This window comes from Sphingomonas astragali (assembly GCF_051400615.1).
Classification (GTDB): domain Bacteria; phylum Pseudomonadota; class Alphaproteobacteria; order Sphingomonadales; family Sphingomonadaceae; genus Sphingomonas.
The window spans coordinates 1,210,900-1,229,004 of sequence record NZ_JBLFFH010000002.1; the positions used below are offsets into that span (position 1 = coordinate 1,210,900).

The 18,105-nt window shown below is 68.3% G+C and carries 20 protein-coding genes; 14 read left to right on the forward strand and 6 right to left on the reverse strand.

Going from position 1 to position 18,105, the window contains the following annotated elements; all coding sequences use genetic code 11:
- Positions 1–81 precede the first annotated feature (81 nt).
- Both wecB and wecC read left to right on the forward strand, forming a co-directional pair.
- Positions 82–1,218, forward strand: coding sequence for a non-hydrolyzing UDP-N-acetylglucosamine 2-epimerase (gene wecB / locus ACMGER_RS13800; protein ID WP_436812707.1), 1,137 nt, complete (start codon positions 82–84; stop codon positions 1,216–1,218).
- A complete protein-coding gene (gene wecC, locus ACMGER_RS13805) occupies positions 1,202–2,497 on the forward strand; it encodes a UDP-N-acetyl-D-mannosamine dehydrogenase (RefSeq protein ID WP_436812708.1) in 1,296 nt (431 codons plus the stop codon). Before wecB ends, wecC begins: the two co-directional genes overlap by 17 nt.
- Positions 2,498–2,992: 495 nt before the next feature.
- Here wecC and ACMGER_RS13810 read toward each other — a convergent pair whose 3' ends face one another.
- A complete protein-coding gene (locus ACMGER_RS13810) occupies positions 2,993–4,012 on the reverse strand; it encodes a M48 family metallopeptidase (RefSeq protein ID WP_436812709.1) in 1,020 nt (339 codons plus the stop codon).
- 165 nt (positions 4,013–4,177) lie between these two features.
- On the opposite strand from ACMGER_RS13810, the gene ACMGER_RS13815 reads away from it, so the two are divergent.
- Positions 4,178–4,990, forward strand: a complete 813-nt coding sequence (locus ACMGER_RS13815) for a metallophosphoesterase family protein (protein ID WP_436812710.1) — start codon at positions 4,178–4,180, stop codon at positions 4,988–4,990.
- A 147-nt stretch (positions 4,991–5,137) separates the two neighbouring features.
- On the forward strand, positions 5,138–5,392 hold the full coding sequence (locus ACMGER_RS13820; protein WP_436812711.1) for a hypothetical protein: 255 nt from the start codon (positions 5,138–5,140) through the stop codon (positions 5,390–5,392).
- Between the two features lie 267 nt (positions 5,393–5,659).
- Here ACMGER_RS13820 and ACMGER_RS13825 read toward each other — a convergent pair whose 3' ends face one another.
- The 3 genes from ACMGER_RS13825 to rpsU form a co-directional block, all read right to left on the reverse strand.
- Entirely contained in the window at positions 5,660–6,301 is a 642-nt protein-coding gene (locus ACMGER_RS13825; protein ID WP_436812712.1) for an FKBP-type peptidyl-prolyl cis-trans isomerase, read from the reverse strand.
- Complete coding sequence (locus ACMGER_RS13830; RefSeq protein WP_436812713.1) at positions 6,301–6,885, reverse strand: FKBP-type peptidyl-prolyl cis-trans isomerase; 585 nt, start codon at positions 6,883–6,885, stop codon at positions 6,301–6,303. Before ACMGER_RS13830 ends, ACMGER_RS13825 begins: the two co-directional genes overlap by 1 nt.
- 92 nt (positions 6,886–6,977) lie before the next feature.
- A complete protein-coding gene (rpsU, locus tag ACMGER_RS13835) occupies positions 6,978–7,184 on the reverse strand; it encodes a 30S ribosomal protein S21 (RefSeq protein WP_146570052.1) in 207 nt (68 codons plus the stop codon).
- Between the two features lie 152 nt (positions 7,185–7,336).
- Between rpsU and ACMGER_RS13840 the strand changes: the two genes are divergently transcribed.
- The 4 genes from ACMGER_RS13840 to ACMGER_RS13855 all read left to right on the forward strand — a co-directional run bounded on the left by ACMGER_RS13840 (position 7,337) and on the right by ACMGER_RS13855 (position 12,416).
- Positions 7,337–8,551 carry a nucleotidyltransferase domain-containing protein gene (locus ACMGER_RS13840; RefSeq protein WP_436812714.1) on the forward strand — a complete coding sequence of 405 codons (1,215 nt, stop codon included), beginning with the start codon at positions 7,337–7,339 and terminating at the stop codon, positions 8,549–8,551.
- Between the two features lie 9 nt (positions 8,552–8,560).
- Positions 8,561–9,541, forward strand: a complete 981-nt coding sequence (locus ACMGER_RS13845) for an NAD-dependent epimerase/dehydratase family protein (protein ID WP_436812715.1) — start codon at positions 8,561–8,563, stop codon at positions 9,539–9,541.
- 205 nt (positions 9,542–9,746) lie between these two features.
- On the forward strand, positions 9,747–11,033 hold the full coding sequence (locus ACMGER_RS13850) for an MFS transporter (protein ID WP_436812888.1): 1,287 nt from the start codon (positions 9,747–9,749) through the stop codon (positions 11,031–11,033).
- A gap of 69 nt (positions 11,034–11,102) precedes the next feature.
- The gene (locus ACMGER_RS13855) at positions 11,103–12,416 is read left to right on the forward strand and encodes a UDP-glucose dehydrogenase family protein (RefSeq protein ID WP_436812716.1); all 1,314 of its coding nucleotides are present in this window, start codon (positions 11,103–11,105) and stop codon (positions 12,414–12,416) included.
- A gap of 114 nt (positions 12,417–12,530) precedes the next feature.
- Here the strand turns inward: ACMGER_RS13855 and ACMGER_RS13860 are convergent, their stop codons facing one another.
- Positions 12,531–12,776: a hypothetical protein gene (locus tag ACMGER_RS13860; RefSeq protein ID WP_436812717.1), complete on the reverse strand. Its 246-nt coding sequence runs from the start codon at positions 12,774–12,776 to the stop codon at positions 12,531–12,533.
- A gap of 116 nt (positions 12,777–12,892) precedes the next feature.
- Positions 12,893–13,885 carry a cysteine synthase A gene (locus tag ACMGER_RS13865; RefSeq protein ID WP_436812718.1) on the reverse strand — a complete coding sequence of 331 codons (993 nt, stop codon included), beginning with the start codon at positions 13,883–13,885 and terminating at the stop codon, positions 12,893–12,895.
- 9 nt (positions 13,886–13,894) lie between these two features.
- On the opposite strand from ACMGER_RS13865, the gene ACMGER_RS13870 reads away from it, so the two are divergent.
- From ACMGER_RS13870 to ACMGER_RS13895, 6 genes are all read left to right on the forward strand, one after another.
- The gene (locus ACMGER_RS13870) at positions 13,895–14,260 is read left to right on the forward strand and encodes a type II toxin-antitoxin system VapB family antitoxin (protein ID WP_436812719.1); all 366 of its coding nucleotides are present in this window, start codon (positions 13,895–13,897) and stop codon (positions 14,258–14,260) included.
- Positions 14,257–14,649 (forward strand): type II toxin-antitoxin system VapC family toxin, encoded by a 393-nt coding sequence (locus tag ACMGER_RS13875; protein ID WP_436812720.1) that lies wholly within the window; start codon positions 14,257–14,259, stop codon positions 14,647–14,649. The genes ACMGER_RS13870 and ACMGER_RS13875 overlap by 4 nt, the downstream gene beginning before the upstream one ends.
- Positions 14,646–15,131, forward strand: a complete 486-nt coding sequence (locus ACMGER_RS13880; RefSeq protein ID WP_436812721.1) for a DNA-deoxyinosine glycosylase — start codon at positions 14,646–14,648, stop codon at positions 15,129–15,131. Before ACMGER_RS13875 ends, ACMGER_RS13880 begins: the two co-directional genes overlap by 4 nt.
- A 221-nt stretch (positions 15,132–15,352) precedes the next feature.
- Positions 15,353–15,592 carry a hypothetical protein gene (locus ACMGER_RS13885; RefSeq protein ID WP_436812722.1) on the forward strand — a complete coding sequence of 80 codons (240 nt, stop codon included), beginning with the start codon at positions 15,353–15,355 and terminating at the stop codon, positions 15,590–15,592.
- Positions 15,593–15,639: 47 nt separating this feature from the next.
- Positions 15,640–16,602, forward strand: a complete 963-nt coding sequence (locus ACMGER_RS13890) for a class I SAM-dependent methyltransferase (protein WP_436812723.1) — start codon at positions 15,640–15,642, stop codon at positions 16,600–16,602.
- A gap of 92 nt (positions 16,603–16,694) precedes the next feature.
- The gene (locus ACMGER_RS13895; protein ID WP_436812724.1) at positions 16,695–18,035 is read left to right on the forward strand and encodes a DNA polymerase Y family protein; all 1,341 of its coding nucleotides are present in this window, start codon (positions 16,695–16,697) and stop codon (positions 18,033–18,035) included.
- Positions 18,036–18,105: the final 70 nt, after the last annotated feature.

The window sequence follows — 18,105 nt, forward strand, 5'->3', positions numbered from 1 at the left end:
TTGTGACCCTGGATCCCGGCTTTCGCCGGGATGACGGTCGAGTTAGCGCGGTCTTAAGCGGCACGGCCTAACGGGGATTCTATGGCAAGCAAGGCTCACAAGGTCCTGGTCGTGTTCGGCACGCGGCCCGAGGCGATCAAGCTGTTCCCGGTCGTCCGCGCGCTGGCCGCCGCGCCGGGCATCGACGTACGCACCTGCGTGACCGCGCAGCACCGCGGATTGCTCGATCAGGTGCTGGCGATCGCCGGCATCGCGCCCGACATCGACCTCGACCTGATGGAGCCCGGCCAGTCGCTCGACCGGCTGACCGCGCGGCTGCTGACCGGCCTCGGCGAGGTGATGGACGCCGAGCGGCCCGATCGTGTGATCGTCCAGGGCGACACCGCCACCGCCATGGTCGGCGCGCTCGCCGCCTATTACCGCAAGGTGCCGGTCGGCCATGTCGAGGCCGGACTGCGCTCCGGCGACATCTGGCAGCCTTGGCCCGAGGAGGTGAACCGCCGCATCGTCGCGCCGATCGCCGACCAGCATTTCGCTCCGACCGAGACCGCCGCCGAGGCGCTGCGTCGCGAGAATGTCGATCCCGCAACGATCAACGTCACCGGCAACACCGTGATCGACGCGCTGCTCGCGACGCGCGAGGCGATCGCGGCCGATCCCTCGCTCGCCGCCGGGCTCGACGCGATCGCCGATCGCTTCGCCGGCAAGCGGCTGATCCTCGTCACCACCCACCGCCGCGAGAATTTCGGCGACGGCATGACGGAGATCGCCCGCGCGATCGGCCGAATCGCCGAGCGCGGCGACGTCGCGATCCTCTTCCCGGTCCACCCCAATCCCAATGTCGTGTCGGTGATGGACGCGATGCTCGGCGACCGGCCGAACGTCGCTCGCATCGACCCGCTCGACTATCCGCACTTCATCCGTGCGCTCGGCATCGCCGAGCTCGTCCTCACCGATTCGGGCGGCGTGCAGGAGGAAGCCCCGGCACTGGGCAAGCCGGTGCTCGTCATGCGCGAGACCACCGAACGCCCCGAGGGCGTCGCCGCCGGCACCGCCCGGCTGGTCGGCGCGAAGGAGGACGCGATCGTTTCCGGTATCTTCACCCTTCTCGACGACAAGGCCGCCTATTCCGCGATGGCGCGCGCCCACAACCCGTTCGGCGACGGCCAGTCCGCGGCAAGGATTGCGAGGATCGTCGCGGATGGTTTCGGATGTTGAGCTCAAGGTCGCGGTCCTCGGCCTCGGCTATATCGGTCTTCCCACGGCGGCGGTGATCGCCCGCACCGGCGCGAAGGTGCTCGGCATCGACGTGCACCGGTCGGTGGTCGACACGATCAACTCGGGCAAGGTGCATATCGAGGAGGTCGACCTCGACGGCCTCGTCTCCGGCGTGGTCGCGCGCGGGACGCTGCGCGCCTCGCTGCAGATCGAGCCGGCCGACGTGTTCGTGATCGCGGTGCCGACCCCCTTCGACGACGATCGCCGGCCCAACATCGGCTACGTGCTGCGCGCCGCCACCACTCTCGCCGCGGTGCTCAAGCCCGGCGACCTGGTCGTGCTCGAATCGACCTCGCCGGTCGGCACCACCGAAAAGGTCGCGGAGCTGCTCGCCGAGCTGCGCCCCGATCTCCGTATCCCCGGCCACAGCCGCGAGACGCCGGACGTCGCCATCGCCTATTGCCCCGAGCGCGTGCTGCCCGGCCGCATCCTCATCGAGCTGATCGACAACGACCGCGTCATCGGCGGCATCACGCCGCGCTGCGCGCGCAAGGCGCTCGGCTTCTACCGGCGTTTCGTACGTGGTGCCTGCGTCACCACGACCTCGCGCGCGGCCGAGATGACCAAGCTCACCGAAAATGCCTTCCGCGACGTCAACATCGCCTTCGCCAACGAGCTGTCGGTGATCGCCGACGGCATGGGCGTCGACGTGTGGGAGGTGATCCGGCTCGCCAACCGCCATCCGCGCGTCAACATCCTCTCGCCCGGCCCCGGCGTCGGCGGCCATTGCATCGCGGTCGATCCCTGGTTCCTGGTCGCCGCCGATCCGGCGAACAGCCCGCTGATCCGCACCGCGCGCGAGGTCAACGACCGCAAGGTCGCGGTCACGATCGCCAAGGCGGCCGCGCTGATCGAGGCGCATCCGGGCGCGGTGGCGGTGCTCGGTCTCGCCTTCAAGGCCAACATCGACGATTTCCGCGAATCGCCGGCGCTCAAGGTCGCCACGGCGCTGGCCGAGCGCTTCGGCGAGCGCATCCGCATCGTCGAGCCCCACGCCCGCGCGTTGCCGGGCGATTTCGCCGGCACCGGCGCGACGCTGACCGACATCGACACCGCGCTCGAGACCTGTCCGGTGCTGGTCGTGCTGGTCGACCACGACGTGTTCAAGTCGGTCCCACTCGACGAGCGCGCCGACAAGGCGGTCTACGACACCCGCGGCATCTGGCCCGACCAGCCGCGCCTCAGGGCCGCCCAGGACGCGCTCCGGCTGGCGAGCTAGGGCGGATCGGCATCGGAGTATCTACTTCGTCACCCCGGCCTTGTGCCGGTGTCCACCGAGAGGTGAGGACTGGAAAGGAGATTCTAGCATATCCGATGAGGCCTTGTGGACCCCGGCACAAGGCCGGGGTGACGGTTGGAAATCGGCCCACCATCGTCCCTTGCAATGTAGGACTTCGCCTGCTTCGCTCGCCTGGTTCGACCGCGCGAGCCCCGGTCCGCTCTTTGATCCTGTCGATCCTTACTGTGCCGCGTCACTGTAGCGCCTGTGCCGCGTTGCTGTAGCGTCCCTGGCGCGTCGCCGCCGCGTCCGCGTCGCGATCATGCCGCGTCCCTGCAGTGTTCAAGGCGTGTCGGCTCGCAAACACATGACCTGAGTCAATTTAGTCAACATTTTCGGGCGCACCGGCACCGGAAGGTCTCATCCGGAAGGGGCCCGATCTACCCATGACTTTCGTGACCTTCGACGGATTTCCGCGGGTTTCCGGCGCCTGCCCTAGAGCCCAGCGACCAGCGCCTGCCAGTCGTTGCTCATCGGCTTGTCCCGCTCGGCCAGGATCGGCGGCACATAGGGCCGCGCCGGCGACGCGGCGATCGCCGCCGCCTCGCGGTCGAGCAGCTTGGCGCGCAGCGTCCAGCGCGGATGGGTGCGCGCCAGCAGGATGCTGCTGAAATGCGCCTTGCCGAACCAGCGCCAGAACCGCGCCGGCGCCGCCGGATCGTAGCCCGCATTGGCCATCAGCGCGATGCCCAGCATGTCCGCCTCGATCTCGCTGCGCCGGATATAGCCGACCGAGCGGCCGATCGCCTCGAACAGCCCGCGGTCGACGCCCGCCTGCTCAAGCCGGACCCGATGCCGCAGGATGTTGTGCGCGAGCTCGTGCGCGATGACGAAGGCGAGCTCGTCTTCGCTGTCGATCGCCTCGACCATCTTGGTGGTGACCTGAACCGTCGCGCCGTCCGCCTGGGCGTCGTAGCTGTCCTTGACGACCACCTCGAACCGGCTCGCGCAGCCCGTCTCGGGCTTGAGCGAGATCGTCAGCGGCTGCCCCTGGCGGAGCAGATCGAGGCGCAGCTCTCCCGACTCCGCCCGCTCCCGCAGCCGCCGGTCGGCGGCGATCAGCCGATCGGTCGATTCGGCCGCGCCGGTATCCATCGGCCCCGGCTCCAGCACCTCACCGTTCGCGCGAAGGATCGAATCGCCGGCGCGGATGCCCGCCCGATCGGCCGCGCTCCCGCTGACCACGCCCTCGACCGCGATCGGCGCCTCGAAGCCGAAGAAGCGGCGCGCCTCCCCTCTCGCCGCGACCGCATATTGCGAGAGATCATGGATCTGCAGCCCGGTCCGCGGGGCGAGATCGCGGCAGAGCGCCCGGTTGGCGAGCGTGAGCCGCTCCCCGATCGCCGCCACGCGCAGGTCCTCCGCCCGCAAGGCCGCGAGCACGTCGGGGACGCCCGCGGTCTGCGCCTGCGCAGCCGGCACAACCGGCGTCGCCAGCGCGAGCAGCGCCGGCAACCACCACCGAACTCCCCGCCGCGGCCGGCGACCGCCCCGCCTGATCTTGTCCATTCCGGTGGCGATAGCGCCGCCGCGCGGCTGGGCAAGCCCTTGATTGCTCCCGCGATTGCACCATCCGTCCGCAGGGACTATTGGCACCTCCAACTGCGCCAAGGTGAACGAGTGGCATTGAGTTTACTTCGCCGTTTCGGCCTTCCCGTATCCGCTGCACTTGCGAGCGTCCCCGAGGGGGAACGCGTCTATGCGATCGGCGACGTTCACGGCCGCCTCGACCTGCTCGACCGCCTCCTCGAGCAGATCGCGGCCGACGACGCCGCGCGGGGGCCGGCACGATCGCAGCTGATCTTCCTCGGCGACCTGATCGACCGCGGGCCGCAGTCGCGCGAGGTGGTCGAGCGCGTGATGCGTTTGACGGCCGAGCGCCCCGACACCCGCGTGATCGCCGGCAATCACGAGGAGATGCTGCTCGCCGCGCTCCGCTCGGAACGCGGCGAGGCGATGCGTTTCTTCATCCAGAACGGCGGCCGCGAGACGCTGCTCAGCTACGGCATCAGCGAAGAGGAATATGAAGCGGGCTCGCTGACCGATCTGCGCGATCTCGCCCGCGGGCGCATTCCGGTCGACCATGTCGCCTTTCTGCGCAGCCTCGAGCCCTATGTCGCGGCCGGAGACTATCTGTTCGTCCACGCCGGGATCCGTCCCGGGGTCGCGATCGAGGAACAATCCTCCGGCGACCTCCAGTGGATCCGCGGCGAGTTCCTGAGCTCGAAGCGCGATCACGGCCGGATCGTCGTCCACGGCCATACCGTCTCCGAGGGGATCGACGAGCAGCCCAACCGAATCGGGATCGACACCGGCGCCTTCGCCACCGGCAATCTGACGGCGATCGGCCTGGAGGCGACCGAGCGCTGGTATCTCTCGACGCTGGGCAGCGATGCTGCGGTGCCCAGCGCGGCTATTGTGCAACAGGCTTGATCGAATCTTAACCGAAGCATAGGGTTTTGCTGGCAATCGCCGCTGCGTCTGCGAGAAGCCAGTTGCACCCGGCGATTGCCTGTGCCATTGGCATCCGGGGACTTAGTCGCCGCCATTTGGGTGGAATGGTCATAAAGGGAGTTTGACATGCGTCTTGCCAATCTTGCTGCAGCGACTTCGGCGCTCATGCTTATCGCCAGCCCTGCGCTTGCTGCGAGCGCAAACCCGGCGGCCAAGCTGTCGGTCGCTTCGTCCGAGTCGGTCCGCGCCGGTGCCAAGCTCAAGGACGGCAGCCGTATCTCTCCGATCCTCGGCGTCGTCGCCGCGATCGTCGCCCTGGGCGGCATCGGCATTGCGGCCGGCGTGTTCGACAGCGGCAATGACGAGCCCGACAGCAACTGATCTCGGCGGATCGCGACTGCATCCGAACGGCGGCCGGTCAATCGGCCGCCGTTTTTTATTGTCCATCTAATGGCACCGCTCGCAGCCGGAGGATCGGCGCAAGGGCGGATCGACACCTCCACTCGGCTCCTCAGAAGCTTCGCATCGGCGTCACGAGCGGCCGGAGCCGTTGGCAGTTCGTTCCGTTGCCGGGCCCCACTGAGGCCACCGCACCCGCATAGCGCTTGGACAGAGCCGAAGTTTTGAAGGGCTGAGCCGCGCCCTCGGTTATTGACGGCCAGGCTGCGAACGGTCGCGGGTGCGATCGTTCTCCGTACCGCCCGGCGCGCCGCCGCTCTGCATCCCCATCTGCTGCTGCATCTGGCGGATCACCGCCTCGGGCAGAAAATCGAGCAGCTTGACGTCGAATACCAGCACCGAATTGGCGGGGATCGGCCCCGCCGCCTTGTCGCCGTAACCGAGGCTCGGCTTGATCCAGAAGCGGTATTTGGAACCCTTGGGCATCAGCTTCAGCGCTTCGGAGAAGCCGGGCACCACGCCTGCCACCGGCAGCGGCGTCGGCTGCTCGGACCTGTCGAAGGTGGTGCCGTCGGTGAGCTTGCCCTCATAGGTGACAAGCACGACGTCACTGTCGGTGGGGCGAGCGTCGCCCGTCCCCTTCTCCAGTATCTTGTACTGGAGGCCCGACGCGGTCTCGGCGATCGCCTTGTCCTGGGCCTTGTTGGCGGCGAGGAAGGTCGCGCCAGACGCCTGACGCGCTTTCCACGCTGTCCAACCCGACTGACCGGCCAGCGTCAGCAGGATACCGATCAGGATTCCGGCGATCAGGAACATCGCCGCCGCCCAGCGGCGCCGGGCGGCGGTCGGATCGCGCGGAACGATGGTTTTGGAAGGCGCGGCTTGCGCCATCAGCGGCCCGGCTGAGGCGCGGGCGCCGCGCCACCCGGGATGCCCCCGCCCTGCATCATCTGCTGCTGCATCTGCATCTGGCGGATCACCGCTTCGGGCAGGAAGTCGAGCAGTTCGACGTCGAATACCAGCACCGAATTGGGCGGGATCGGCCCGGCACCCTTCGCGCCGTAGCCGAGGCTCGGCTTGATCCAGAAACGGTACTTGGCGCCCTTGTGCATGAGCTTCAGCGCTTCGGAGAAGCCCGGCACGACGCCGGCGACCGGCATCGGCGTCGGCTGCTGGGATTTGTCGAAGGTGGTGCCGTCGACGAGCTTGCCCTCGTAGTTGACGAGCGCGACGTCGGTATCGGTCGGGGACGGACCGCCCTGCCCCTTCTCCAGCACCTTGTACTGGAGGCCGGAAGCGGTGGTGACCACACCCGGCTGGCGCGCGTTCTTGCCGAGGAAGGTCAGCGCCGGATCGGTCGGCATCTGCCACGCCAGCGCCGCCGCCGCGGCCACCGCGAGCAGGATGCCGAGGACGAGATAGACGATCACCCGCCGCTTGGTTGGCGGAATCGGAACGGCGGTGACCGTCGACATGGCTGGCGTCCTAGTCCCCGGCGGGCGCCGGCAGGAGAAAAAGTTGACTAAATTGACTCAATGTCACCGCTCGGGGTGCGGATCGCCGACGCTTACTTGACGCCGTCGCGCTCCATGCGCTTGCGCTCGAGCTTGCGCGCGCGGCGGACTGCGGCGGCGCGCTCGCGGGCGCGCTTCTCGCTCGGCTTCTCATAGTGACGGCGCAGCTTCATCTCGCGATAGACGCCTTCACGCTGCAGCTTCTTCTTGAGCGCGCGCAGCGCCTGGTCGACATTGTTGTCGCGAACGATGATTTGCATAAATCCGCCAAACTCCGGTCCAAATGGAAACGCGCCGCGGGTAAACGCCCGCAGCGGGAAGCGCCGCCCCTAGCAGCGGACGCCCGAAAAGGCAAGCCGCCGAAGTGGTCCTTACCAAGGTTGCCAGGCCGCCGCCGAAGCGGCACGCCTTAATGATGCCTTTGAATGCAAGCGCGGAATTCCGGCTCGTCTGTGCCTGCTGCCGGGCGCCGAGCGATCCCAGGCGCGAATCGGCCATTGCGGATGCGAGCCGGGCCGTCCGCGACTGGCGCCGCGTCATCGCGATCGCCCGGCGCCATCGGGTGATGGGACTGGCGGCCGACGGCATCCGCCGCTGCGACGGCGTTCCGGACGAGATCGCCGGCGAGCTGAAGGGGCTCGCCCGGGGCATGGCGGCGAACGGACTTCGCCAGATCGCCGAGACGACCCGTCTCGACCGCGCCCTGCGAGCCGCCGGTGCGCGGCCGCTGTTCCTGAAGGGGATGCCGCTCGGGGTGCTCGCCTATGGCAATCCGCTACTGAAGCATTCGATCGACATCGACTTGGTCGTGGAGCCGGACGCGCTCGCTGCATCAGCCGTGGTTCTCGACGACGCTGGTTATGTCCTCGATCTGCCAGCACCCGATCTGCCGCCGGCGGCGCTCGCGACCTGGTTCCGCTATGCCAAGGAAGCGAGCTGGCACCACCGCGTCTTCGGCACGCGCGTCGAGCTCCACGGCCGTCTGCTCCATAATCCCCTGCTGGTGCCGACTCTAACCGTGTTCAGCCCGCGACAGGCGATAGCAATGCGGCCGGGGGCCGAGGTCGAGATGCTGGCCCCGGCCGAACTGTACGTTCATCTCGTCGCCCACGGCGCGGCGCACGGATGGGCGCGGCTCAAATGGCTGGCCGACCTGGTGGGAGTCGTCCGCAGCGGTGCGCCGAGCGTCGGCGAACTACATGCAGCGGCCGAGGTGATGGGGGCAGGCCGCTGCTCCGCGCAGGCGCTGCTGCTGGGCGAGACGTTGCTGGGACTGGAGATTCCGCACGCATTCGCGGCCCGGCTGCGAGCCGATCGCATGGTACGGCCGCTCGCTTACGTCGCACTCGACTGCATAACTGGCCGGAACGAGGCCGAGGAGTGCAGGAACCCAACGGGCATACCGCTGGCCGTTACCGCCTCGCAGTTCCTGCTCCGCCCCGGCTGGCGCTACAAATGGGCACAGCTTTGTGCTCAGTCGGCCAACCCGACGGACCGCGCGCGGCTGGCGGATCGGCCGTGGCTCGCCGCACTGGCGCCCGCGATCGGCGGCGTCCGCTGGACGGCGCGCAACCTCGGGCTGATATCCGGCGCGGTTCCGCTGGCGCAATCCGCGCGCGAGCGATAATCGGAGGGCATGAGCTCCTCCCCCGTCCTCCTCACCGGCGCCGCCGGCTTCATCGGCCATGCCGTCGCGCATCGGCTGCTCGACCGCGGTGAGACGGTGGTCGGAGTCGACAATTTCAACGACTATTACGATCCCGGGCTCAAGGAGGCGCGGGTGGCGACGCTTGCCGGCCGCGACCGCTTCCGCATGGAACGGCTCGACATCGCCGACGCCGATGCAATCTCGGCACAAGTGCGTCAGGCGGGCGTGACGAGGATCGTCCATCTCGCCGCCCAGGCCGGAGTCCGCTACAGCCTCGAAAACCCTTTCGCCTATCAGCGATCCAATCTCGCCGGCCATCTCGCGATCCTCGAAGCCGCACGGCACGCCCCCGGCTTCGAGCATCTCGTCTACGCCTCGTCGAGCTCGGTCTATGGCGACCGGCCGCTCGACGGCTCGGGCTTCCGCGAGAGCGATCCGGTCAATGCGCCGGTCTCGCTCTATGCCGCCACCAAGCGCGCCTGCGAGCTGATGAGCGCGAGCTATGCGCATCTCTACGGCATCCCGCAGACGGGCCTCAGGTTCTTTACCGTCTACGGCCCGTGGGGGCGGCCGGACATGGCCTATTTCAGCTTCACGCGCCGCATCCTCGCCGGCGAACCGATCGAGGTGTTCGGCGAAGGCAGGATGGCGCGCGACTTCACCTATATCGACGACATCGTCGACGGCATCGTCGGCGCGCTCGACCGGCCGCCGGATGGCGAGGCGCCGCGCATCCTCAACATCGGCGACAGCAAGCCGGTCGGGTTGATGGAGATGATCGGGACGCTGGAGGCCGCGCTCGGACGGGAGGCGGAGAAGATGCTGCGGCCGATGCAGCCGGGCGATGTCACCGCCACCTATGCCGACGTTTCCGCGCTCAGCGCGCTGACGGGGTATCGGCCGAAGGTGATGCTGGCTGAGGGGCTCGGGCGGTTCGTCGAATGGTATCGGAGGTATTATCGGTCCTAAAGTCCGCCCGCCACAGGTCGGACGGACTCCAGGCAGCGAGCTCCGGCCCGCGCCCGCCGCCGGCTCAATTGTCGCAAGGCCGCTGACCCAGGGCAATCGATTCGCGACGAAAGGGGACGCTGCCCATGCGTGCCGGGCGACTTCAAGACCCGATTGCCGCAGGGGGCGCTCTCCGCCTACCCTGGTCGCAAACCGGGAGGGTCCCATCACCACGACACGTCCGAGGCCGCATCGCCTGCGCTCGATCATCGGGGGATCGGCCGGCAACCTGGTCGAATGGTACGACTGGTACGCCTATTCGGCCTTCACCCTCTATTTCGCGCCGCATTTCTTTCCCGAAGGCGACCGTACGGCGCAATTGCTCAGCTCCGCCGCGGTGTTCGCGGTCGGCTTCCTGGTGCGGCCGCTCGGCGGGTGGTGGATGGGCGTCTATTCCGACCGCTACGGGCGCAAGGCAGGCCTGGCGCTGTCGGTGACGCTGATGTGTCTCGGTTCGCTGCTGATTGCGGTGACGCCGGGATATGAGACGATCGGGGTCGCCGCCCCTGCCCTGCTGGTGCTCGCTCGGCTGATGCAGGGGATCTCCGTCGGCGGCGAATATGGCGCGGGGGCGACCTATCTTTCCGAGATGGCGGGACGGCGGCATCGCGGGTTCTTCGCGAGCTTTCAGTACGTCACGCTGATCTCCGGGCAGCTCGTTGCCCTCTGCGTGCTGCTGGTGCTGCAGGCGGTGATGAGCGAGGCGGCGCTCGACGCCTGGGGGTGGCGCATCCCGTTCGCGATCGGGGCAGCGCTGGCGGTGATCGTCTTCTACATCCGGCGGCGCCTGTCCGAGACCGAGAGCTTCGAGAACGCCCGCGCGGAGGGAGCGCCGCGCTCCTCGTTCAGCCGGCTGCTGACCGAGCATCCCCGCGAGTTCGCGATCGTGCTGGCGCTCACCGCCGGGGGCACGCTCGCCTTCTATGCCTATTCGATCTACCTGCAGAAGTTCCTGGTCAACACCAGCGGCTTCACCCGCGAGACCGCGTCCGCGATCAGCGCGGGGTCGCTGCTCCTGTTCATGCTCGCCCAGCCGATCGGCGGCGCGCTCAGCGACCGGATCGGACGCAAGCCGCTGATGGTGAGCTTCGGCGTGCTCGGGGTGCTGCTCACCTATCCGATCTTCGTGACGCTGGAGGGGACGCGGGATGCGACGACGGCCTTCCTGCTGGCGCTGGCGGCGCTGCTGATCACCACCGGCTATTCGTCGATCTCCGGCGTGGTGAAGGCGGAGCTGTTCCCGGCGCATATCCGCACGTTGGGCGTGGCGCTGCCCTACGCCATCTCCAACGCGCTGTTCGGCGGCACTGCGGAATATGTGGCGCTGTGGTTCAAGCAGGCAGGCTATGAGCGCGGCTTCTACTGGTACGTGACCGCGCTGATCGGGGTGTCGCTGGTGACCTATCTCACCATGCGCGACACGCGGGACGAAAGCCTGATCCGGGAGGATTAGGGCACCCCTTTCCTCTTCCTTGCGTACCGCCTAGACGCCGATGCGAAACCAAGTCCAAGGGGACGTCTCTTGCGGATTGCGATGATCGGGACCGGCTATGTCGGGCTCGTTTCCGGCGCCTGTTTCTCCGATTTCGGGCACGAAGTGGCCTGCGTCGACAAGGACGAACGCAAGATCGCGGCGCTGCACGACAACGTCATGCCGATCTACGAGCCGGGCCTTGCCGAGCTGGTCGCGGCGAACGTTCGTGCCGGCCGCCTCTCCTTCACCACCGACCTCGCCGAGGGCGTGAAGGATGCGGATGCGGTGTTCATCGCCGTGGGCACGCCCTCGCGGCGTGGGGACGGCCATGCCGATCTTTCCTACGTCTTCGCCGCTGCGCGCGAGATCGCCGAGAACCTGACCAGGCCGGCGGTGATCGTCACCAAGTCGACCGTACCGGTCGGCACCGGCGACGAGGTCGAACGCATCATCGCCGAGGTCGCGCCGGACAGCGGCGCCAGAGTGGTCTCCAATCCCGAGTTCCTGCGCGAGGGGGCTGCGATCAGCGACTTCAAGCGGCCCGACCGCGTGATCGTCGGCACCGACGACGAGGCGGCGCGGCAGGTGATGCGCGAGATCTACCGGCCGCTGTCGCTCAACCAGTCGGCACCGGTGCTGTTCGTCGGACGCCGCACCGCCGAGCTCACCAAATATGCCGCCAACGCCTTCCTGGCGGTCAAGATCACCTTCATCAACGAGATCGCCGACCTGTGCGAGCAGGTCGGCGGCGACGTGCAGGAGGTGGCGCGCGGCATCGGGCTCGACAACCGCATCGGCCGCAAGTTCCTGAACGCGGGGCCGGGCTATGGCGGCTCGTGCTTCCCGAAGGATACGCTGGCCCTGCTCAAGACCGCGGACGACAACGACACGCCGCTGCGCATCGTCGAGGCGACGGTGCAGGCGAACGACAGCCGCAAGCGCGCGATGGGCCGCAAGGTGATCAAGGCGATGGGCGGCGAGGTGCGGGGCAAGACCATCGCGGTGCTCGGCCTCACCTTCAAGCCCAACACCGACGACATGCGCGATGCGCCGAGCCTGGCGGTGATCCAGACGCTGCAGGACGCGGGGGCGAAGGTGCGCGCCTATGATCCGGAGGGTGTCGAGCAGGCACGGCCGTTGCTGAACGACGTCGAGTTTGTGGATAATGCCTATGTCACGATGGAGGGCGCTGACGCGCTGGTGATCGTGACCGAATGGGACGAGTTCCGCGCGCTCGATCTCGGCCGCATCGCACGGACGCTCAGGACACCGCTGCTGGTGGACCTGCGCAACATCTACCCGCCGGCGGAGGCGGCGCGGGCAGGGCTGAGGCTGGTGGGCGTGGGGCGGGTGCAGGCCTGACATCCGCCGTCATCCCGGCGAAAGCCGGGATCTCATGAGGCCACAGCGCTCCGATCGCCTGAGATCCCCCGGCTTTCGCCGGGATGACGGCGGAAATGGAGGATGCGGGTCTATCTACTTGGCAGGAGCCGCTTCAGCTTCGCCGGTCGTGCTCGGGGCGACGCCGAGCTCGGCGAGCGGCTCGGCGGGCTTGGCGCTGTTGTCGAGCGAGGCGTCGGCGAGGTTGGCGACGGTCGCCGCCTTCGACGCGCCGACCGCTTCAGCGGGCGCGCGGCTCGCCGAGTTGAACACGGCGCTCGCCAGCGCGATCAGCACGAGCACCGACGCCAGGCCGGTCATGCCGACCCGCACGCGCTGCATCGTCTGGGATGAGTCCTGGGGAGCGGGCTTCATAGCTGTGGTATAAATGTAACATCTCGTAACGGACTTGTCGAGCCGAGCCGATTCCGGGGACGAATCGAGCGCGCCGACGGACGTCAACGCGTCTCCAGCCAGGCCGGGACGCTCAGCCCTTTGCTCTGCAGCCACTCGCGATTGTAGAGCGTCGAGAGATAGCGGAATCCGGTATCGCACAGGATCGTTGCGATCCGCTTGCCCGGACCCAGCGCGCGCGCGAGCCGCACCGCGCCGGCGACGTTGATGCCGGAGGACAGCCCGAGGCAGAGCCCCTCCTCCGTCAGCAGGCGGCGGACCCATTCGAGCCCCTCCTCGTCGCCGATGCGGAACTGGGTGTCGATCGGCGCGCCTTCGAGATTGGCGGTGATCCGCCCCTGCCCGATCCCCTCGGCGACCGAGGAGCCCTCGGACTGGAGCTCGCCGCAGGCGTAATAGCTGTAGAGCGCGGCGCCGTGCGGATCGCTGAGCGCGATGGTGACGTTCGCATCCTTGGCCTTGAGCCCGAGCCCCACGCCCGCCAGCGTGCCGCCGGTGCCGACCGCGCAGGTGAAGCCGTCGATGCTGCCCTCCATCTGCTCCCACAGCTCCTCGGCAGTGCCGACGATATGGGCGCGGCGGTTGGCGATGTTGTCGAACTGGTTGGCCCAAACCGCGTTCGGTGTCTCCTCGGCGATGCGGCGCGAGGTGTGGACGAAATGGCCGGGGTTCGAATAGGGCGCCGCCGGCACCAGCACCAGCTGGGCGCCCAGCGCGCGCAGCGTGTCCATCTTCTCGCGGCTCTGCGTCTCGGGCATGACGATGATCGTCTTGTAGCCCTTGGCGTTGCCGACCAGCGCCAGGCCGATGCCGGTATTGCCGGCGGTGCCCTCGACGATGGTGCCGCCGGGCCGGATCTGGCCCTTCTCCTCGGCGTCCTCGACGATGAACAGCGCGGCACGGTCCTTCACCGAGGCGCCGGGATTAGCGAACTCGCACTTGCCGAAAATCTCGCAGCCGGTGAGGTCGCTTGGTCCCTTGAGGCGAACGAGCGGCGTGTTGCCGATGAGCGCGATCGTGTCGGGTGTGATGGCCATGGCGCAGACATGGCGCGGCGACGCGGCGGCGGCAAGCGAGCGAAACTATCCGCGGTGCAATTGGCGGCGGAGCGGCCTATGGTAGAACCGTTGCCGACGGAGGTAGAAATGGGCGTGCAGCTCAACATCAAGGATGCGGAGACGATCCGGCTCGCGCGCAAGCTTGCCGAGCAGAAGGGAGAATCGGTCACCGCGACGATCAAGGCGGCCTTGGAGCGCGAATATCGCGAACGCGAAGAGCAGCTGCAGGAGAGCCTGCGCAGAGTAAGGGAGATCAGCGCCCAATTCCGCGCCGGCCTGCGTCCGGAATGGCAAGGCAAGAGCTCCAAGGAGATCATGGATGCGATCTACGACGAGGACGGCCTGCCGATATGATCGTCGACACCTCGGCGATCGTCGCGATTCTGGCGGGAGAACCGGAGCGGGAGGAGTTCCTCGCCCGTCTCGCCGAGGCGCCGAGGGTGCTGATGTCAGCCGGCAATTGGATCGAGCTATCGGCAGTGGTTACACGTTCGATGCGCAAGGACCATGCGCTGAAGCTCGATGGACTATTCGAGGATCTGGCGATCTCGATCGCGCCGGTCACCGTCACGCAGGCTGAAATCGGCTGTCGCGCCTATCGTGAATATGGCCGCGGCACCGATCATCCGGCTTATTTCAATTTCGGCGACTGCTTCGCCTATGCACTAGCCAAGGATACCGGGGAACCGCTCCTGTTCAAAGGCGACGGCTTCAGTCGCACCGACATCACGCCCGCGCGGTGACGCTGAAGCGCAGCTTTCCGCCCGTCGTCGACGCCGACACCCGCCTGCTCGTCTGCGGCAGCCTGCCGGGCGAGGCGTCGCTCAAGGCGGGACGCTACTATGCCCATCCGCAGAACCAGTTCTGGCGGCTGATGTCGCCGGTGATCGGGCACGACCTGGCGGCGCTCGATTACGAGGCGCGGCTGGCGGCGCTGCTTGCCGCCGGAGTCGGGCTGTGGGACGTCGTCGCCAGCGCGCGGCGCAAGGGCAGCAGCGATGCCGCGATCCGTGACCTCGCGCCCAACGACCTCGCCGCGCTGGTGCGCCGCCTGCCCCACCTTCGCACCGTCGCATTCAACGGCGGCACGGCCCATCGCCACGGCGCGAAGCTGCTCGCCGACCTGCCGATCACGATCGCCGCGCTGCCCTCGTCGAGTCCGCTCCACACCGTCGGCCTCGCCGCCAAGCGATCGGCCTGGAACGCCCTTCGTTCCTTCCTCTGAAGGCCCCGTCGCTAATGCCCCTTAATGCGGCGTATATGGCGGCGATCCGCAATCCCCGTCGAACCTTAATGCCGGCGGCGCCTATCTGATCCGGGCGGCGCGAAGGGTCGCGTCGTGCACGCCGGCGGGCCGTCCGCCGGTCACGGAGTCCTTTGATGCCGACATCGATTCGCCGCTCTCCCGCCGCGCCGGGAGGACAGCGCGCATGATGGACGATCACCATGCCCGCCGTCGCGCTCCGGAGCATCACGACCGCGCTCAGCATCGTGAACCTGATATTGATCCTCCGCCTCGGCCGACGGCTGAAGCGGCAGCACCGGGCCAGGATGACGCAGCTGCTGCTGATCAGCCGTCGGCTGCCGCGGCAGCCCCGGCTGCAGCTCGTCGAATCCTCCGCCACGGCGCCGCCGCCGTCCTCTCCGGTCGATCCGACCGCCGGATTCAGGGACCCTTGTCGCTGAACGCCTTCCGCCGCGGCTGAACTCTTTCCTCTCCATCGGAGCCCATCATGGCGACCCACCATCTTCTTGCCGGCCCTAACGGCCGCGCCCGATCCCGCGCCTCGACCCCGGCGGACGACGCCGCCCATGCCTATGACTGCGCCGGCAGCGCCTATCGGCGCTATGCCGACGCGACCGAGGGCGGCCTGTTCGCGTTCGGCGGGCGCTACGACCATGCCGACCGGGCGCTGTGGACGCGGATCGATGCCGCTCTCGTCAGGCTGCGCACGCAGCGCCGCCATGCGATCCGTATCCTCGACCTCGGCTGCGGCCCCGGCACCTGGCTGCTGCGGGCCGTCCATCGCGCTCGCGAGCTGGGCTTCACCGCGATCGAGGGGCGCGGGATCGATCCGTCGCCGGAGATGATCGCCCTCGCCCATGGTGCCGCGCGCACGCTCGGCGATCCGGCGATCGGGATCGAGTTCGCGGTCGCCGATCTCGAAGCGGCGCTCGCCGAGGAGGACGACGCCTCGTGCGACCTGGTGCTGTGCCTCTACGGCGTGCTCAACCATCTGCCGGTGCCGGCCCATGCGTCCGCCGCCGCGGCGATGGCGCGGGTCGCGCGCGAGACCGTGATCGCGACCGTCCGCGCCGCCGGCAGCCTGCCGACCATCTATGTCGCCGGCATCGAGGCGGCGGCGCACTTTCGCCAGGACAATGCGCGCGATCGCATGGAAGTGGACCTGATCGACGGACGCCACCTTACGTTCAACTCGCACCTGTTCCGCGCGGCGGAGCTTACGGCGCTGTTCGCCGATCATTGCACGATCCGCGAAGTGACCGGGCTCGACATCTTCCACAGCCGCTTCGCCGATCATCCGGACTGGAACCCGCCGGGCATCCACGACGACGCGACCCGGCATCGGCTGGACCGGCTCGAGCAATTGTGCGCCGACGACGAGGTGCTGATCGACAGCGCTGCGCACATCCTGCTGGTGGCGCAGCCCCGCCACCGGTCCGCCGGCGCCTAAGGTGCGGGCCGACACCGCCGCCGGACCGGCGAGGTTCGTGCGGCGGCGCTTCTCCGCTCGCGCAAGCCGCAATGTTCTGCTAATGTTCCGACATGGCCGGACGGAGTCGCCTGCACCGCGGGAGCGAGAAAGGAAGCGCCACGCCACTCGCCTTCCCGCCGCGGCCCCTGCGCTGGCTGTTCCTCGATCTCAACAGCTATTTCGCCAGCGTCGAGCAGCAGCTCTCGCCGGAGCTCCGCGGCAAGCCGGTGATCGTGGCCCCGGTCGACAGCGACACCACCGTCGCCATCGCCGCCTCGGTCGAGGCAAAGCGGTTCGGCATCTCCACTGGCACACCGGTCTGGGAAGCGAAACGCAGATGCCGCGAGCTGCTGATCGCGCCGGCGCGGCACGAGAAATATGTCGAGTTCCACAATCGAATCGTCGACGAGATCTGGCGGCACGTTCCGGTCACGCGGGTTTGCTCGATCGACGAGGTCGCCTGCCGCCTGCTCGACAACGAGAACGGCCGCGAGGCGGCGGTGGCGCTGGCGCTCCGGATCAAGGCGGGCATCCGCGCCAACGTCGGCGAGTGCCTGACCAGCTCGGTCGGGATCGCGCCCAACCGGCTGCTCGCCAAGCTCGCGTCGGACATGGTGAAGCCGGACGGGCTGGTGGTGCTCGAGGGCAAGGACCTGCCGCACCGGCTCTACGACGTGCCGCTGCGCGACATCGCCGGGATCGGCGCCAAGATGGAGCGGCGGCTGGCGCGCGACGGGATCAACGACATCCGCCAGCTTTGCGAGCGGCGGCCGCGTGACGCGGGGAGCGCCTGGGGCGGCGTCAACGGCGACCGGCTCTGGTACCTGCTCCACGGCGTCGATCTGCCCGAGAAGCCGACGCAGAGCCGCTCGATCGGGCACAGCCATGTCCTCTCGCCGCCGAAGCGCGGTCTGGAGCCGGCGCGCCTCACCGCGCGGCGCTTGGCGCTCAAGGCAGCGAGCCGGCTCCGGCGCAAGGGCTATGTCAGCCGCCTCCTCGTGCTCCACGGCAAGTTCGAGGACGATAAGTCGAGCTGGCGCACGTCGATCCGCCTGCCGGCGACGCAGGACAGCTTCGCGGTGCTGCACGCGCTCGATTCGGTGTTTCCGCGGCTGGCGACGGCGGGGCGGGCGCGGCCGGGCGGCTTCCGGCTACGGATGATCGGGGTGACGCTCGCCGAGGTCGTGCCGGCGGCGGGCGATCAGGGTTCGCTGTTCGCGAGCCTCGATCCCGGCGACCCGCTCGCCCGCGAGACTCGGACGCTGTCGCTGAGTCGGGCAATGGACCGGATCAACGAGCGGTTCGGGCGCAACGCCGTGGTGGTCGGTCCGCTGCACGGCGGGCGCATCGATCGTGTCGGCACCAGGATCGCGTTCGGGCGCATCCCCGAAATGGATGAGTTCCATGAATGAAATCCGTGGCTTCCTGCCGAAACACAAGATAACTGCTTAAATGCTGCATTGCACGGGCGCCCAAATCGCT

Coding starts and splice junctions, on each gene's coding strand:
- wecB (WP_436812707.1), top strand. CDS start 82: ATGGCAAGCAAGGCTCACAAGGTCCTGGTCGTGTTCGGCACGCGGCCC.
- wecC (WP_436812708.1), top strand. CDS start 1,202: ATGGTTTCGGATGTTGAGCTCAAGGTCGCGGTCCTCGGCCTCGGCTAT.
- ACMGER_RS13820 (WP_436812711.1), top strand. CDS start 5,138: ATGCGTCTTGCCAATCTTGCTGCAGCGACTTCGGCGCTCATGCTTATC.
- ACMGER_RS13825 (WP_436812712.1), bottom strand. CDS start 6,301: ATGGCGCAAGCCGCGCCTTCCAAAACCATCGTTCCGCGCGATCCGACC.
- ACMGER_RS13830 (WP_436812713.1), bottom strand. CDS start 6,885: ATGTCGACGGTCACCGCCGTTCCGATTCCGCCAACCAAGCGGCGGGTG.
- rpsU (WP_146570052.1), bottom strand. CDS start 7,184: ATGCAAATCATCGTTCGCGACAACAATGTCGACCAGGCGCTGCGCGCG.
- ACMGER_RS13840 (WP_436812714.1), top strand. CDS start 7,337: ATGATGCCTTTGAATGCAAGCGCGGAATTCCGGCTCGTCTGTGCCTGC.
- ACMGER_RS13845 (WP_436812715.1), top strand. CDS start 8,561: ATGAGCTCCTCCCCCGTCCTCCTCACCGGCGCCGCCGGCTTCATCGGC.
- ACMGER_RS13860 (WP_436812717.1), bottom strand. CDS start 12,776: ATGCAGCGCGTGCGGGTCGGCATGACCGGCCTGGCGTCGGTGCTCGTG.
- ACMGER_RS13865 (WP_436812718.1), bottom strand. CDS start 13,885: ATGGCCATCACACCCGACACGATCGCGCTCATCGGCAACACGCCGCTC.
- ACMGER_RS13870 (WP_436812719.1), top strand. CDS start 13,895: ATGGCGCGGCGACGCGGCGGCGGCAAGCGAGCGAAACTATCCGCGGTG.
- ACMGER_RS13875 (WP_436812720.1), top strand. CDS start 14,257: ATGATCGTCGACACCTCGGCGATCGTCGCGATTCTGGCGGGAGAACCG.
- ACMGER_RS13885 (WP_436812722.1), top strand. CDS start 15,353: ATGCCCGCCGTCGCGCTCCGGAGCATCACGACCGCGCTCAGCATCGTG.
- ACMGER_RS13890 (WP_436812723.1), top strand. CDS start 15,640: ATGGCGACCCACCATCTTCTTGCCGGCCCTAACGGCCGCGCCCGATCC.
- ACMGER_RS13895 (WP_436812724.1), top strand. CDS start 16,695: ATGGCCGGACGGAGTCGCCTGCACCGCGGGAGCGAGAAAGGAAGCGCC.